General features: G+C 53.2%; 12 protein-coding genes. 3 read left to right on the top strand and 9 right to left on the bottom strand.

Annotated features, from left to right (window positions below):
* Positions 1 to 218 (top strand): hypothetical protein (locus ACFO1S_RS16800; protein WP_378127171.1); only part of this gene is annotated, 218 nt, incomplete at its 5' end.
* Positions 219 to 287: 69 nt separating this feature from the next.
* On the opposite strand, the gene ACFO1S_RS16795 is transcribed toward ACFO1S_RS16800, so the two are convergent.
* Positions 288 to 3,218, bottom strand: coding sequence for a KAP family P-loop NTPase fold protein (locus tag ACFO1S_RS16795; RefSeq protein WP_204603451.1), 2,931 nt, complete (start codon positions 3,216 to 3,218; stop codon positions 288 to 290).
* 167 nt (positions 3,219 to 3,385) lie between these two features.
* Here ACFO1S_RS16795 and ACFO1S_RS16790 point away from each other — a divergent pair, with 167 nt between their 5' ends.
* Both ACFO1S_RS16790 and ACFO1S_RS16785 read left to right on the top strand, forming a co-directional pair.
* The gene (locus ACFO1S_RS16790) at positions 3,386 to 3,790 is read left to right on the top strand and encodes a hypothetical protein (RefSeq protein WP_204603452.1); all 405 of its coding nucleotides are present in this window, start codon (positions 3,386 to 3,388) and stop codon (positions 3,788 to 3,790) included.
* A 334-nt stretch (positions 3,791 to 4,124) separates the two neighbouring features.
* On the top strand, positions 4,125 to 5,582 hold the full coding sequence (locus ACFO1S_RS16785) for an alpha-L-fucosidase (protein WP_204603453.1): 1,458 nt from the start codon (positions 4,125 to 4,127) through the stop codon (positions 5,580 to 5,582).
* 83 nt (positions 5,583 to 5,665) lie between these two features.
* On the opposite strand, the gene ACFO1S_RS16780 is transcribed toward ACFO1S_RS16785, so the two are convergent.
* The 8 genes from ACFO1S_RS16780 to ACFO1S_RS16745 form a co-directional block, all read right to left on the bottom strand.
* On the bottom strand, positions 5,666 to 8,683 hold the full coding sequence (locus ACFO1S_RS16780) for a glycosyl hydrolase (RefSeq protein ID WP_204603454.1): 3,018 nt from the start codon (positions 8,681 to 8,683) through the stop codon (positions 5,666 to 5,668).
* Between the two features lie 280 nt (positions 8,684 to 8,963).
* On the bottom strand, positions 8,964 to 10,505 hold the full coding sequence (gene gntK / locus ACFO1S_RS16775) for a gluconokinase (protein ID WP_204603455.1): 1,542 nt from the start codon (positions 10,503 to 10,505) through the stop codon (positions 8,964 to 8,966).
* 79 nt (positions 10,506 to 10,584) lie between these two features.
* Positions 10,585 to 11,268, bottom strand: a complete 684-nt coding sequence (locus ACFO1S_RS16770; protein ID WP_204603456.1) for a GntR family transcriptional regulator — start codon at positions 11,266 to 11,268, stop codon at positions 10,585 to 10,587.
* A 264-nt stretch (positions 11,269 to 11,532) separates the two neighbouring features.
* Positions 11,533 to 11,772: a hypothetical protein gene (locus tag ACFO1S_RS16765; RefSeq protein ID WP_204603457.1), complete on the bottom strand. Its 240-nt coding sequence runs from the start codon at positions 11,770 to 11,772 to the stop codon at positions 11,533 to 11,535.
* A 63-nt stretch (positions 11,773 to 11,835) separates the two neighbouring features.
* Entirely contained in the window at positions 11,836 to 12,327 is a 492-nt protein-coding gene (locus ACFO1S_RS16760; RefSeq protein WP_204603458.1) for a hypothetical protein, read from the bottom strand.
* A 69-nt stretch (positions 12,328 to 12,396) separates the two neighbouring features.
* Positions 12,397 to 12,939 carry a hypothetical protein gene (locus ACFO1S_RS16755; RefSeq protein WP_204603459.1) on the bottom strand — a complete coding sequence of 181 codons (543 nt, stop codon included), beginning with the start codon at positions 12,937 to 12,939 and terminating at the stop codon, positions 12,397 to 12,399.
* 267 nt (positions 12,940 to 13,206) lie between these two features.
* Positions 13,207 to 14,589, bottom strand: a complete 1,383-nt coding sequence (locus ACFO1S_RS16750; protein WP_378127167.1) for a (Fe-S)-binding protein — start codon at positions 14,587 to 14,589, stop codon at positions 13,207 to 13,209.
* Positions 14,582 to 15,997 (bottom strand): FAD-binding oxidoreductase, encoded by a 1,416-nt coding sequence (locus ACFO1S_RS16745; RefSeq protein ID WP_204603460.1) that lies wholly within the window; start codon positions 15,995 to 15,997, stop codon positions 14,582 to 14,584. Before ACFO1S_RS16745 ends, ACFO1S_RS16750 begins: the two co-directional genes overlap by 8 nt.
* Positions 15,998 to 16,111 lie beyond the last annotated feature (114 nt).

Genomic DNA, 16,111 nt, shown 5'->3' with positions numbered 1-16,111 from the left:
GGGGGGGGGGGGGCAAGCCTGCGGGTCAGATCATCTTGAGGAAAAGTCACGAGCCCAATCTTCAGTTGCGCTCGTTATTTAATGCTTGGCGCCATATAACGGATGATAGTCGTATTAACGCTCCTACCTCTTCAGCCAACCTGGCCATCCACTTTTCAATCATCTTTAGCGCTATTTTCCGCTCCTTTTCATCATCAAACAAATTAAAAACCTCCTGACAACGAATTATCAGAAGGTATTACCGTTACTGGCTCTTTAATTATTTGTATCCCTAAAGGTATATGGCGTTATTCCGAATGATATCGCTCAATTTCACTAATTAATTCCAACGATTTATTCCAACCTGCTTCGAAGCCTTTTCGCTTGACGAGATCGACGTAATTAATTATTGCGTCCGTTTTAAATACGTTGGTGTTATTTACTTTTGCTTCCTCGTATAATTTTTGGAAATACCGGTGCAAATGAGTATCCAGATTGGAATAAACCTCGATGAATCTATTTATGTAATTTGACGACAGAGATTTGTCATGACTTCCGATAATGCGTTTCACGGAGCCCAAGGGCAGATGTTTCAAGGTCGGATATAGCGGATAAAGTATGGATTTTTCGTCCTGTTTCTCTATCGGGGTTGTTAAGTCATAATTAAATTCATACGTAAGATCGATCATCTGCTCAAGTTGATCTATATTTCCAAGCCATTTGTCCAAGATACGATCTTTACTAACAGGGTCGATTTGTGTCCATACTTCAAAGATCAGAAGCGAATCGTCGATAAAAATATTATCGATGAAATGCTCCAGGGTTTTGCAACCCTCGATACGATCTAAAAACATCTTTGCTAAATCCGGCATATCCTCTACTTCGTGATAGCGGTCATAAAGATTCGCAATGACTCCTAACGTCCCGTTTGCTGTTGTATCATAAAAGAGTAATGTTTCCGGGATTCTCTTTTTAACATATAGCGCAATATCCATAATCGCCTTAAGCGTAAAATATTTTTCGAGACTCGTTTCTTTTTCATTCCGTTTGTCGAACAGTGCGCTGTATCGGGAAATCAAAACATCCATATAGTTGATCTTTATTCTTACGCTATCGTCAGAGGCCACTCGCTCGAAGATCATTTGATTTAATTCAAATGCCGATGCCCTTTCCAGAAGACGTGAATAAGCCGAGATATGCGCTTTTTTATCGACGGAGCCAGAAAGGCTCGATACGTATTTCTCGATATCCTGCTTGGTGACAGAATCGTTAATCGCATAGGTGTAATATTCAGCGAAATGCTTATCGGAGCAAATTCTTCGTTGCTTTTCCCAATGCTCCTTATTTTGATCCGTACGCTTGCGATCGCTAAACATAGAAGTAGTTTGCGGAAATAATTCGACGAGGATGTTAGAGTAAGCTGCAATATCGGGAATCGCGTTAATCAAGCTATTGTACGCGTTTTGATCGCTATTCGGTTCCTTAAACTCATTAAAGAACAGGATCTTGTGATAATAAATATGTTCGTACAGGGAAGGTGAGGTAACTTTAATTAACAATAAATATAGCAAATCTCGGGCATTCACTTTGTCTTCCATCATCGGGACGAATACTTCGACCAAGTTCAAGTAACGTTTGACGTTCCGCGGAGTCAATTTCAGGAATGTGGCTTGGTAAACAAACTCCTCGGCCTTTGGAGCTCCCGTATCGTCTAAAATTTTAGAATTTACCTCCTCCAATGTCCGTTGCAATCCGTTCCAGCATAACTTCGCGACAGCTTGGTAGTCGGCTTTGGGCAAAAACAATGGAACTTGAATAAACTTCTCCAAATATTTCTGTCCCAATTTTCTCGACTCTTCTTTTCCAATGCTCAATTCTTTATAGAAAGAAGCACCAAGCGCATCGACGATAACTTGCTCGTCCATGGCTAATATATAGATGGTATTCGGAAAGTCCGCAACGAGGCGCACTACTTTAAACACCATTTGGATTTCCTGAGAATCCAATCTATCGATATCGTCTATAAACACGACGATTTTCTTATCCAGCTTTTTTAAGCATGCATCGATTTCTTTTTTTAACGAATTGACGCTTAACGAATCGACGTCCGCGAAGCTTTTATCCAAAAAATCTTTAACGGAAATTACAGCTCCCGGCGGCCTTAAGCTAACAGATGCCAAGGCATGGATATATTTGCGCAACAGCTTATTCAACTGAACGTTACGTTGCTTGTCGGCTTGAACCTCTTCCAGAAATTGAAGCAAAAATTTGTGGATGATATCGTGCGTATTTACTCCGAAATACCATGGCTTAAATTCGAAAGCGATCGTATTCTTCTCTGGAATTAACCCCTTCGTCATATTAAAAATGGAGCTTTTCCCTGACCCCCACTCCCCAAAAAGCCCTACCGTAAGACTGTCTTCTCCTCGTCTGCAAATAAAACGGGCGATATGCTCGGCAAACTCTCTTCTCGATAATAAATCTTCCGTCCAATCGCTGATCGGCCGATCGGAATTGATCGCCGCAGGTACAGGATCTTTTCCTTCATTGCCCCTAACGAAAGCAATCGCGATTGCGACAAATAAATAAACTAGCGCAAATACGGAAGCGTAAAATGAAAAAAGCGCCATCCATGAACCGATATGCGGGTTTTCTGAAATCGTCCATAAGTCAACCAACCTTCGATCCAATCCATGGCTTCCGATAATCGAGATCGATACGATAAGAACCAGACGATCGCTGGATAGCTCAAATAAAGGCGGATTATTCCCCTTTTTTCTTACTCCTAGTGCACAGTAGAACAAAATAACGATAATTGCCAATAACAAATAACCTATCCATGCCACATAGGTAAATGCTTTATATGCAGTCAACCAATCGGCTACTGGACTTGTGTAAAACCTAAGCGCCAGCAACCCGGTCGTTAGCGACACAACAAAAACAAGCACGAATAATATCTCTTTCATGTAATAGAAAAAAGGCTTTCGATCGGCACTGCCGTCTTTCCCAAGTTGATCGATTGCCATTTTAAGAGGTCCGTTTTCTTCCTCGTCCAGCTTACTGGCCTGCTGCTCTAAGAAAAACGATTTGCTTTCTTTTTCCTCTTTTAATTTCTGTTGCTTGACGTTCTCCCATGCCTGAAGCTCTTCGTCCAGCAAAAATCGCTTTTCATTGTATTCCTTTTGCCTTTCAAGCGATCTCGCATATTTTTCCTCTAATTTCCCGTCCGCGGCTCTCATTGCTTCATCTCCGTGCATAGGTAAGATTTGGTTTTTCTATCGTATCACATTATCAAACAACAAATCCCGTTATGATTGCATGATATTTGCAGGTTGCAACATTCGTGAGGATTTCCTCGTCTTAATTTCAATTGATGAATTTGAAAAAGGGGGGGGGGGGGCAATTTGTGAGAGAGATGATTATTTATGTTGTAATATGTAGTTTTGCTTTGTTGATTGGTTGCAGTAAAGGACCCACAAGGCAGATTTCAGAACAGCAGAGTGAGACTAATACAATTGGAAATCCAACTGCACAAGAAGTTTTAAGAATGGATTCGAATGCTAATATTTTCATGTATAAAGATACCATTTATAATGCAGGAGTTCCTTGGGTAGACGAGTTAAAATTAACCAAAGACATACAAGTAACTGAAATCAGTCACCAAAGTAATGATGATAAAGATTTTAAAAACGGAACGGCAAATAAACTGGAAGGGGGAACAAAGATATTCCGTGTCAAAGAGCGAAATGACATACTGATAGCTGAAACAGAAAAAGGTGACATTAGATTTTATAAATTAGTTGAAGGATAACTAATTGATTAAGCTAACGGCGAACGATAGCTCAATTAACCGCCTTTTCACAAAGGCGGTTTTCCTATGGTCACAAATCAACATTAGAATTTAACATAGCCTTTAGAAAAAGAGAAGCCATCGGCTAACCGCGCCGTTGCGCCCCAAGGACCGTTGGCACGATAATAAGCCCGCCATTTTCGGATAACGGGATAGGCGGGCTGCTTTCCCCTGCGGACGAGGGCGCCTCTACTCAGGTTAGTTATATCCATATAGAAGTTAATGTCCTACGGTTCATTCCATTCGAACTATCGCTACAATAAATGTAGATGGAATGAAAGGAGCGACGCCGGCCATGGACAAGCAGCAATACTTAGCCCGCATCGACAGTACGATCGCCAACGGGCGCTTTAAGGAGGACTGGAGCTCGCTGAGCGAGTATCGGGTTCCGGATTGGTATCGCCAAGCGAAATTCGGCATTTTCATTCATTGGGGCGTTTACTCCGTTCCGGCTTTCGGCAATGAGTGGTATCCGCGAAACATGTACATGCAGGGCAGCAAAGAGTATGAGCATCACCTCGCGGTCTACGGTCCCCATAAAGAGTTCGGCTACAAGGATTTCATACCGCTGTTCAAAGCGGAAAGCTTCAACGCGGAGGAATGGGCCGAGCTGTTCACGCAATCGGGCGCCAAATATGTCATGCCGGTCGCAGAGCATCATGACGGATTCCAGATGTATCGCAGCGATATCTCCCGGTATAACGCCTTCGAGATGGGGCCGAAGCGGGATCTCCTCGCCGAGATGCAAGCCGCGTTTGAGAAACGGAACCTGGTCTTCAGCGTATCCTCCCACCGGGCGGAGCACTGGTTCTTCATGTCTCACGGCAAGGCATTCGATTCCGACATTCAGGAGCCGCTTGCTTGCGGGGACCTCTACTGGCCGGCCATGCCGGAGCCCGAGCACCAGAGCCTTCACGAATCGCCTCCAAGCCGGGAGTACCTGGAGGATTGGCTGATCAGATGCTGCGAGCTGGTAGACCGGTATCAGCCGAAAATCTTTTATTTCGACTGGTGGATTCAGAACGCCGCCTTCAAGCCGTATCTCCAGAAGTTCGCAGCCTACTACTATAATAAAGCGGAAGAATGGGGCTGCTCCGTCGCGATTAACTACAAGCACGACGCCTTCGTATTCGGCAGCGCCGTGCTTGATATTGAACGGGGACAGTTTGCCGGTCTGATGCCCTTCTTCTGGCAGACCGATACGGCCGTCGCCAGAAATTCGTGGTGCTACACTGACAACAACGATTACAAAACAGCCGCCGAGCTGATCAGAGACCTCGTCGATATCGTAAGCAAGAACGGAAATCTGCTGCTTAACATCGGTCCTAAAGCCGATGGAACGATACCGGAAGAGGACAAGCGAATATTGCTCCAGATCGGAGACTGGCTAAAGATCAACGGGGAAGCCATCTATGACGCCACCTTCTGGCGAACGTTCGGAGAAGGGCCCACGGAAGTGGCCGAAGGCCAATTCACGGACGGCCAGAAGAAGAGCTTCACCAGCGAGGACATCCGGTTCACTTTTAAGGGGAGCACCCTCTACGCAACCGTGCTGCAGTATCCCGATAACGGGATCGTTCGCATCCGATCGCTGAGAGAGAAGTCTCCGTATTTTCACGGCCTCATCCGCGAGATCAGCGTTCTCGGTTTCGACGAGCAGCCGACCTGGACACGAACGGAAGAGGGGCTGGTCGTCTCCACGACCAATGTTGCCAGCTCCGAGCCGGTCGTCCTGAAAATCGAGATCGAGTAGCCGAGCGCAACAAAACAAGAAGAGACCGTCCGGGCAGATTCGGCTATGCGCCTCCTGCGGACAGTCTCTTCTTGGCTTAAGTCTTATTGCGTATGCGTGTAATGCGGGGAATCGTATTGCGGCCCCGCCTTCTCATAGGTGAACCAGTATTCGATCGAGGCTCCCGAGGAGAGAGCTCCGACCGTTTGCTCCCACGTTCCGGCGTTATTCGTCATCCGGTAATTCAACTGAGCCCCTCCGTTCACTTTGTAGTGAACGTCCACGTACAGCGAGGAATACCCGTTGGGCGTAAAATAAACTTTCGCTTCGCTGGAGGAGGGCTTCGTCGAGCCTGCCGTATAATCGGCCGTCACAAACGGTCCCGAGCCGGTCGAACCTCCGCCTCCCCCGCCCGTACTCACCTCGACAAATTGCCACTTCTGAGCGGCTGATCCGTTATCCGTCCAAATCTGAACGTTCGTGCCGTCCGCCGTACCCGAGTTGCTTATATCCAGAGCTTTGCCGCTGTTCGGATTAATGAGCTTATAGGTGCCGTCCGTGTTTTGCGTGATTTGCCATTTCTGCGCGCCGGAGCCGTTATCCGTCCAGATTTGCACGTTGGTGCCGTTCGCAGTGCCTGATCCGTTCACGTCCAGCGCCTTGCCGCTGTTCGGATTAACGAGTTTAAAGGTGCCGTCCCCGTTCTGGGTGGCCGTCCACTTCTGAGCCCCCGACGCATTATCCGTCCAGATTTGCACGTTGGTGCCGTCGGCGGTGCCCGAGTTGCTCACGTCCAGCGCCTTGCCGCTGTTCGGATTGATCAGCTTGTAGGTTTTGCCGGACACAATGCCGGAAGGCGGATTGCCGCCTCCGCCGCCGGAGCCGTTGCCCGTATTGAAGCTGTTGGCGGCGACCGTAACGACCTGCCCATCGGAGAACGTGACGGTCTTGCTAGCATTCGTCATGTTGTAGACGATATACGTTTTGACGTTGCCTTTCTTGAATACCGCAGCAATCGGATAGTCCGCCGTTACCGTCGGGTCCGCGTTGCCCATGCCATCCAGATTGTAGATCCAATGATAAGCCATCGCCTTGGAGTTGCCGGCCTCAGGCGTCAACGCAGCGCCGCGCGAGCTCCAGAAGCTTTTGGCCTCTCCGATGTTCGAGATGGCGCGATATTGATAGATCAGGTCCTCCCAGGGACTAAAGCTCGTGCCTCCGTTCTCCGCCACTAGCGCATTGTAGTTCTCAGCCGTGTATGCCGGATGATGCGTCAAGTAGAGGGACGCGCCCGTTATCGGCAGCCAGTTGATGCCGTGCACCTCCTCCGGATTGGCCGTCCACCAGGTGCCGTCGCCTACCGTCTTGCCGCCCCAGACCATGCTGGCCGTCGAGCGGGTGAAGCCCGAAGGAAAGTTGCTGCCGGAGACGTCAAACCAGTATTCGTTAATCGCGTTCATCTCCGTCGTATACAGGAAAATGCCGGCGTCGCGAATAGCCGTATTGCCCATCGCCTCGCCCCACAGAACCATAGCGGCCCACGCGTTCATTCCCTCTGACGAGGATTCGTTGTTGTTGCCGTCCCCGAACCGCGCATGACCGGAAGCCCAGGAGTGCCCGGCGTAAGGATCATAGTTCCGCAAGTACGGGAACATGGAATCGTTGCGGTCCCAATTCGCCATATCCCGAATGAGCAGATTCACCATCGGCCCCCATTGATTGGCCCAGGCTTTGTCCACTCGCGCCACTTCGGCCGCTGCCTTGATGAAATAACCGTAATGAAAATGATGATCGTTCAGCTCGGTCGACGAGCCGTAGCTGTCCGGATAGCCGATGACCGTACCCCAGTTGTTGTTGTAGTAAAAGACGCTGGTGGATTTCAAATTGCCGGAAGCATCGCTGGCCTTGAACCAATTGGACAAGATGCTCCGAATCTCGTTGCGGAATTTCACCGCTGCGGTCGAGTCCCCGAGCTGGTCGGCGATCGGAGCCAGAGAAGCCAGCTTGCCCAGCTGCTTGCCCACCCAGTACGTGTCAGAGGGGCCGCTATACGATTCCGCCTCCGCTTCGTCGACGTACTGCTGGAGCGTCGCCCGGTTATACGTGCCCTTGTCGGGCAGGCTCGGCAGCACTCCGGTGAATTTCATCGCCGTCTGGAACGAAGCTCCTTCTCCCACCTTCATCGTTCCGTTGATCGTGTTGTAGGTATAAGAAAGCAGCGCGTTCGAGGTGTTTTTCCATTGGTGCGGGTACAGGGCGAACAGCGTCCCCGTCTGGGAGCCTTGCTTGGCCTGGGTCGTGTAGGCAAAGGTTGTCGTCACGTTGCCGTTCGCGGCGTTGTAGTTATAGGAGATTTGCGTATCCGTCACGTGGGAATAAGCATATTGGGCAAATTTGTTCAAGGTGGATGCAGAATTGTCTGGAAGCGCAGCAACCGAGAAGTATGCGCTTCCATTATTGGTCAGCGTTTTGGTTCCGATACCCGACCAGGTGCTTCCGCTTGCGCCGAACAAGCCGTAGTGCGCGCCGGCGATCGTTACGCCCAGCACCGGCGTGGATGAATTGCCTGACCACACCGTCGGAATTTCCGCGAATGCAAGCTTTGGACTGCCGCCCGCATACGTAAAATAAACGTAAGGGGAGCCATGTCCATACGATACGCTCATCGTATTTCCGCCATTTTGATAAAGCGCTTTCACAAACCAATCGCTGAAGCCGTCTACCTTGGCGTCCGGGAAAGTCGCGCTCCCCGTATGGCCGACGACAAAATCGTGGATGTCGTTCATCCAGCCGCAAATACAGGCCGAGTTGGAGGTAATCCGATTGCCCGGGTAATAAATGCGAATGCCGCCGCTTTGATTTTTGACAGCCAGAGGATGAGGGTATTGGGCTTCCGAGAAGGTATCCCAGGCCAGATTGCTCCACCAGTCGTTGGTCGGCATCTTCCCGGTCACATTTGCCGTCTTGTAGATTTGGCTTTGCACATTGGCCGCCCCTGGCGGAAGAACGGTTGAATACGACCCGGAGCCAAGACTGACCTCCCCGGCAAATGCCGAGACCGAGGAAGGAAGCAGCAGCAAGGCAAGTCCGAGCAGCAGGAATGTTCTGAACGCTTTACGCATAAATAGGCCTCCTTGTTAATGTAATGAATGAATCCTTCGTTTCCTCCCGTTGCGTCTGGATTAGGTCTCATCCTCCTCTCCGTTTCGACAGATGATAAAATGGAAAATTCCTATTTATCTGACTAATTTTATTATTTGTATCCGCCCGGACAATCGTCAATTCTCATTTTTCAGGATGACTTCCCGTATTTTCAGGTAGGATAGCGAAAGCATAGCAAAAAGACGCGGGAATCCTCCCGCGCCTTCTTATCGTCAGCTTTCCTCTTATCGAGTTATTGAGTTATCGAGGCCGACTCTGGAAATCGGCAATCGCATCGTATTCCGATTCCAGCTTGAGTGAAATCCGATGAAAGATCGGCAGCAGCTCGCGATAGATATCGGCATTTGCCCGGATCGGCTCGTGTCTGTGCGTCGCTCCGACTTTCTCCGATACCGACTCCAGTCGATCGATTCTCCCCGTCGCGTACAATCCGAGCACAGCCGCTCCCAGGCAGGAGCTTTCATGGCTTTCGGGCACGATGACGTCCAGGTCGAAAATGTCGCTCATCATCTGCCGCCAGAGAGCAGAGCGCGCGAAGCCGCCCGTCGCGTGAATCTTAGCCGGTCGGCCGATCTGCTCCTCCATGGCCAGCAGCACCATACTCAGATTAAACAGGACGCCTTCCAGCACCGCACGCAGCATATGCTCCTTCTTATGGTGCAGGGTTAAGCCGAAAAAGGAGCCTCTTGCCTTCGGATTCCAGAGCGGAGCCCGCTCCCCCGTCAGGTACGGATGAAACAGCAGGCCCTCGGAGCCCGGCCGCACCCGTTCGACGATCCGCATCAGCAGGTCATAGGCTTCCACGCCCAGCCGCTTGGCCGTTTCGACCTCCGATGCAGCGAATTCGTCCCTCGCCCATCTGAGCAGCACGCCTCCATTGTTGACCGCACCGCCGATCACCCAATGCTTTTCCGTTAGCGCATAGCAGAATATTCTCCCCTGGGGATCGGTAATCGGCCGATCCACGACCGTCCGGACCGCACCGCTCGTGCCGATCGTCGCCGCGACGATGCCGGGCGCGATCGCATCCACGCCAAGGTTGGACAGCACGCCGTCGCTTGCTCCGACGACAAACGGAGTCTCAACCGCCAGCCCCATCTCCGATGCAAGCGAAGCATCTAAGCCTTGCAGCTTATGCGTCGTAGGCACGAGCGTCGATAAGTGGCCGCTTGTTATGCCGGCAAGCGCCAAGGCTTCGTCATCCCAGCTTAGCTTCTCCAGATTGAACAGCCCGGTGGCGGAGGCGACAGAGTAATCTACGACATACTCGCCGAACAGCTTGACGAAGACATACTCCTTGATCGAGATGAACTTGGCCGACTTCCGAAAAATCTCCCCGCAGTCGTGCCTGAGCCACATCAGCTTGGGCAGCGGGGACATCGGGTGAATCGGAGTTCCCGTCCTCCGGTAAATGTCCAAGCCGCCCAGCTCGCGTTTAAGACGCTCGGCCCATTCGGCGCTGCGGTTATCCGCCCATGTCAAACATCTCGTCAGCGGCTTTCCCTCGCCGTCCACGGCGATGACGCTATGCATAGCGGAGCTGAAGGAGACGAACATGATCTCGTCAGCGGCCGCTCGGCTTGCGCGCATCACGCTGCGAATCGTATGCACGACCGCCTGAAAAATGTGCTCCGGGTCCTGTTCGGCAACGGATGGAGCCGGCGTGTACAACGGATATTCTTCATTAGCCGTGGCGACGATTGCGCCGTTCTCTTCGAATAATACGGCTTTCGTGCTGGTTGTCCCGATATCAAGGCCGATCATATATTTCGCTTGGCTCATTAAGGCAGCTTCCTTTCAACAGGGAAATTTCATATTGGAACGGAGGGACAATCGCCGCGAATAGATCAGCCGCGATGCTTCAATCCTCGCGAAGGCTGCTGCGCAGCGTGCGAATCGAATCCGCAAAATAAGCTTCGACAGCCTTCCCGATGCGGTCGGCGTCTCCGGATTCGAGCCCTTCGATAAGGGTACGGTGCTTGTCGATGACAAGCCGCAGCCTCTCCTCCCCTTGCGAGAACACCTCTGCGGTCGTGATCAGCATCACCGTCAGCACAATCTGCCGAATACTGCTCCACAGATGCCATATGCGGGTATGATCGGTTGCGGCAATGATCGTTTCGTGGAAGGTAAAATCCAGCAAGGAAAATTCCGCCGCATCGCCGTATTTGGCCGCCACCTCCATCTTGTCGATGAACGGCCATAGCCGGGCATGCAATGAGGCGTGGCGCTGGCCGGCTAACCTTCTCTGTGCGAAGCTTTCGATCAGATAGCGGACGTCATACAGCTCTTCGATGGCTTGAGGGCTCAGCCCTAGAACAACCGCGCCCATTCGCTCCAGACGCAGAAGCCCTTCATTGGACAGCATTCTCAGCGCCTCGCGAACAGGGGATCGGCTCGCGCCGAAGTCGGCGGCAACCTTGTTCTCCGAGATCACCGCGCCGATCTCGACGGTGCCGTCAATGATGCGGAGTCTCAGCACCGAGGCGATCGCTTCCCCCCGAGATAGGCCCTGCAGCCACGCTGCAGGATATTCAAGCTTCATCGTCCGGCACGCTCCTGACTTGCTTATTTTTAGCGGTACAATTTTGTGATTGCGCGCGCGTGTACTTTACGTGCATTAGATTGCGGATGGCGGCTTGTCGCGATCGTTCGTTCGCGCCGCCCCCGTCCGCTCTCCCGTTCTCGCGCCTATTTGTACACTTGTATACAAGTTACTTTGTTATCTTACACTTTGTTCTCCTGCCCGTAAAGTCAAAGCTGTCTCGATCCGTTCCCCTACGTCTGTGGGTACGATCGCTGCCTACGCTCACCCGCCATCGTCGCATTCTGCTACCATGAGCACGGTCGCTTCCTTCACTCGACCGCTATCGTCGCATTCTGCTACCATGAGCGCAGTCGCTTCCTCCTCTCGCTCGCCTTCGTCGCATTCTGCGTCCATAAGCGCAGTCGCTTCCTCCTCTCGCCCACTATCGTCGCATTCTGCGTACATAGCCACGGTCGCCGCTTCCACTCGCCCGCTATCGTCGCATTCTACGTCCATGGTCACGGTCGCTCCCTCCTACCGCCCGCTATCGTCGCATTCTGCGTCCATGGGCACGGTCGCTCCCTCCTACCGCCCGCTATCCTCGCATTCTGCTACCATGAGCGCAGTCGCTTCCTCCTCTCGACCACTATCGTCGCATTCTGCGTCCATGGGCACGATCGCTCCCTCTGCTCGCCCGCTATCGTCGCATTCTGCATCCATGAGCGCAGTCGCTTCCTCCTCTCGACCGCTATCGTCGCATTCTGCTACCATAAGCGCAGTCGCTTCCTCCAACCGCCCGCTATCGTCGCATTCTGCTACCATGAGCGCAGTCGCTTCCTCCTCTCGACCACTATCGTCGCATTCTACGTCCATGAGCGCAGTCGCTTCCTCCAACCGCCCGCTATCGTCGCATTCTGCTACCATGAGCGCAGTCGCTTCCTTCACTCGCCCACCATCGTCGCATTCTGCGTCCATGAGCGCAGTCTCTTCCTCCTCTCGCCCACTATCGTCGCATTCTGCGTCCATGATCGCAGTCGCTTCCTCCTCTCGACCGCCTTCGTCGCATTCTGCTACCATGAGCGCAGTCGCTTCCTCCTACCGCCCGCCTTCGTCGCATTCTGCTACCATAAGCGCAGTCGCTCCCTCCTACCGCCCGCCTTCGTCGCATTCTGCGTCCATGGGCACGGTCGCCGCTTCCACTCGACCGCCATCGTCGCATTCTGCATCTATGAGCACGGTCGCTGCCTGCACCCACCCGCCTTCGTCGCATTCTGCTACCATGAGCGCAGTCGCTTCCTCCTCTCGACCACTATCGTCGCATTCTGCGTCCATGATCGCAGTCTCTTCCTCCTCTCGACCGCCTTCGTCGCATTCTGCGTCCATGGGCACGGTCGCCGCTTCCACTCGCCCGCCATCTTCGCATTCTGCGTCCATGAGCGCAGTCGCTTCCTCCTCTCGACCGCTATCGTCGCATTCTGCTACCATAAGCGCAGTCGCTTCCTCCTCTCGACCGCTATCGTCGCATTCTGCGTCCATGAGCGCAGTCTCTTCCTCCTCTCGACCGCTATCGTCGCATTCTGCTACCATGAGCGCAGTCGCTTCCTCCTCTCGACCACCATCGTCGCATTCTGCTACCATAAGCGCAGTCGCTTCCTCCTCTCGACCGCTATCGTCGCATTCTGCTACCATGAGCGCAGTCGCTTCCTCCTACCGCCCGCCTTCGTCGCATTCTGCGTCCATAAGCGCAGTCGCTCCCTCCTACCGCCCGCCTTCGTCGCATTCTGCTACCATAAGCGCAGTCGCTTCCTCCTCTCGCCCACTATCGTCGCATTCTGCTACCATGAACGCTCTGCTTCGCCCGCAGGCCGCACAGCAGCGCAAAGCAAAAGAGGCGATCGCGCTTACCGACCGCCTCTTCATGATTCCTGCTTTAATCCCCGCGAGCCCCCAGCCAACTCAAGCCTCCGGAGGCTTGGCGATCCTCTCGTAGAGGAAGTCGACGACGTGCTTCGCTTCCATTCTCCCCTGCGCGCCGTGCTTTTCCACCCCGAGCTTCATCTGCAGGAGACAGCCCGGATTGCTGGTCAGAATGTATCGGGCATTCGTCTCGTTGGCATGCTCCATTTTGTGCTCAAGGATCTGACCGGCCATCTCCGGCTGCGTAACATTGTAGATGCCCGCCGAGCCGCAGCAGCGGTCCGCATCCTTCATCTCGCAATATTTCGCGCCGGACACCTGATTCATCAGCGTTCTCGGAGCGTTGGAGCTTTTCATCACATTGCGAAGGTGGCACGAATCCTGATAAGTAATCGTCACCGGCTCCCCTTCGACCGCTTCCGGCTCAGCGAATGCAGGCACCCGGCCGCGCTCCACCAGCAGCTTGCTGACGTCAATGACGCGGGAGGCAAACCATTCGGCATGCTCGCGATATTGCTCGTCCTCGTGCAGCAGGTGGTCGTATTCCACGAGCAGCGCTCCGCATCCGCCCGCATTGGACACAATATACTCGACTCCGGCCTCGCGGAACGCGGCCAGATTCACGCGCGCCAGCTCTCTCGCCTGATCCATCTCCCCGCTGTGCGCATGCAGCGCCCCGCAGCATACTTGGCTTTCCGGAATAACCACCTCGAAGCCCGCTTCCGCCAGCAGCTTGACCGTATTCACGTTCGTATCCGCAAACATGACATCCATAATGCAGCCCCGGAACAATGCAACGCGCGCGATCCTCTCTCCTTTGGCCGGATAGACGCTGCCCAGCCGTTCGACGACCCCTTTGCCGGTTGCATCCGGCAAAATCTTCTCCATCTCGCGCAGATGCTTGGGGAAGAGCTTCATGATGCCAGTTCCTCTTACCACTGGACGCAAGCCCGACTTCTGATAGAAGGCGAGCGACCTTCCCAGCCATTTCAAGCGGCTCCGATGCGGAAACACGCCCTTGAACAACAGCTTGCGAAGTCCCGTAACCGGCACGCTATGCTGAGCATGATCTTCAATGGCATCGCGGGCTTGCTCGATCAATTGCCCATATTTGACATCGGCCGGACACGCCGGCTCGCATGCCCGGCAGCCCAGGCAATGATTCATTTGGTCCTGGAAAGCCTGATCGGGGTCCATCACGCCGTCGGCTACCGCCTTCATCAGCGCAATGCGGCCGCGCGGAGATTCCGGCTCCAGCCCGGTTTCCCGGAAGGTCGGGCAGGCGGGCAGACAAAACCCGCAGCGCATGCAATTCGTAAGCTGATCGTAGTCCAGCTTGCCGAGCAGCGTTCTTGCCAGAGGATTCTGATGCTCGATGGCCGGCTTTTTCTGGATCGTATCTGGTGCATTCGCGTTAGCCACGGCTTAAGACCACCCTTTTTCTCGTTTCTTTGGCAAAAATTTTACCCGGATTCAGCAGATTGTGGGGATCGAACGCGTTTTTGATCCCTTTCATCACTTCGATGCCCGCGCTGCCGATCTTCCATTCCAGGAACGGGGCCTTCACAAGCCCGACGCCGTGCTCCCCTGTTATCGTTCCGCCCAGCTCAATGGCCGCTTCGAATATTTCCTCGAACGCCTGCTCCACGCGATGAACCTCTTCGCGATCCCGCGCATCCGTCGTGGCGGTCGGGTGAAGATTGCCGTCTCCGGCATGGCCGAATGTCGCGATCGAGACGTTGTACTTCTGCGCGATTTCGTTAATTCTCAGCACCATATCCGCAATGCGTGAACGCGGAACCGTCGCATCCTCAAGTATCGTCGTCGGGCGCAGCCGGGCCAGCGCGGTGAAGGCGCTCCGGCGAGCGGTGAGCAGCTTCTCGGCCTCCTCGCGATTTGCGGCGACGGCGATTCGATCGGCTTTTTCCGCTTCGCATATTTCCCTGATCCGCTCGATGTCCCGCTCCACGGCCGCCAGATCCCCGTCCTGCTCGATCAGCAGAATCGCTTCCATATCGCGCGGCAGGCCAAGCTTGGCGAAGTCGTCAACGACCCGAATCGTCGGATTGTCCATGAATTCAAGCGTGGCCGGAATAATCTTCGCTTCGATAATCCGCGATACGGTCCGGGCTGCGCCGTACAGATCCTTGAACATCGCCAGCATCGTTTTTTTGCTTGTCGGCGGCGGGACCAGCTTAAGCGTCGCTTCCGTAATAATCGCCAGCGTCCCTTCGGAGCCGACCAGCAGCTTGGTCAGGTCGTAGCCCGCGACATCCTTCATCAGCTTGCCGCCGGTGCGGAGGATTTCCCCGTTCGCCAGCACCGCCTCCAGGCCGATAACGTAATCTTTGGTCGTGCCGTATTTAAGACCGCGCAGCCCTCCGGAGCATTCCGCGATGTTCCCTCCGATGGTAGAGATTTTCATGCTGCTCGGGTCGGGCGGGTAGAATAAGCCCAAAGCTTCGATATGCGCGGTGAATTCCGCCGTAATCAGACCGGTCTGCACCGTCGCCGTTAAATTTTCCATATCCACTTCGAGAATCCGGTTCATGCGATGCATGACCATGACGATGCCCCCCTGCACGGGAACCGTTCCCCCGCACAGATTCGAGCCCGATCCCCGCGATACGACCGGAATGCGGTGCGTCGACAGCACCTTCATAATTTCCGAAACTTGGCTTGTGCTCTCCGGGTATATCACGCCGTCAGGCAAGCTCTGCAGCATAGGAGTGCCGTCGTAAGAATGGGCGACAAGCGCTTCGGAATCCTCCCTGAAGTTCTGCTCCCCTACGATGCTCCTTAACTGCCGGGCTACGACCGCATCCACCATTTTGAAGATCCCCCTCGAATGTAATCAGGTCATCTGATGACTTTGGCTTCATTATATTTGATATTTGTAGTATTGTATAGACATCAAGCATGAAAAACGAGAATGCTGCGGAGG

It is taken from the genome of Cohnella boryungensis (assembly GCF_042651945.1).
GTDB lineage: Bacteria > Bacillota > Bacilli > Paenibacillales > Paenibacillaceae > Cohnella > Cohnella boryungensis.
The sequence above is the reverse complement of the archived record's forward strand: the minus strand, read 5'-3'. Positions and strand labels throughout refer to the sequence as shown.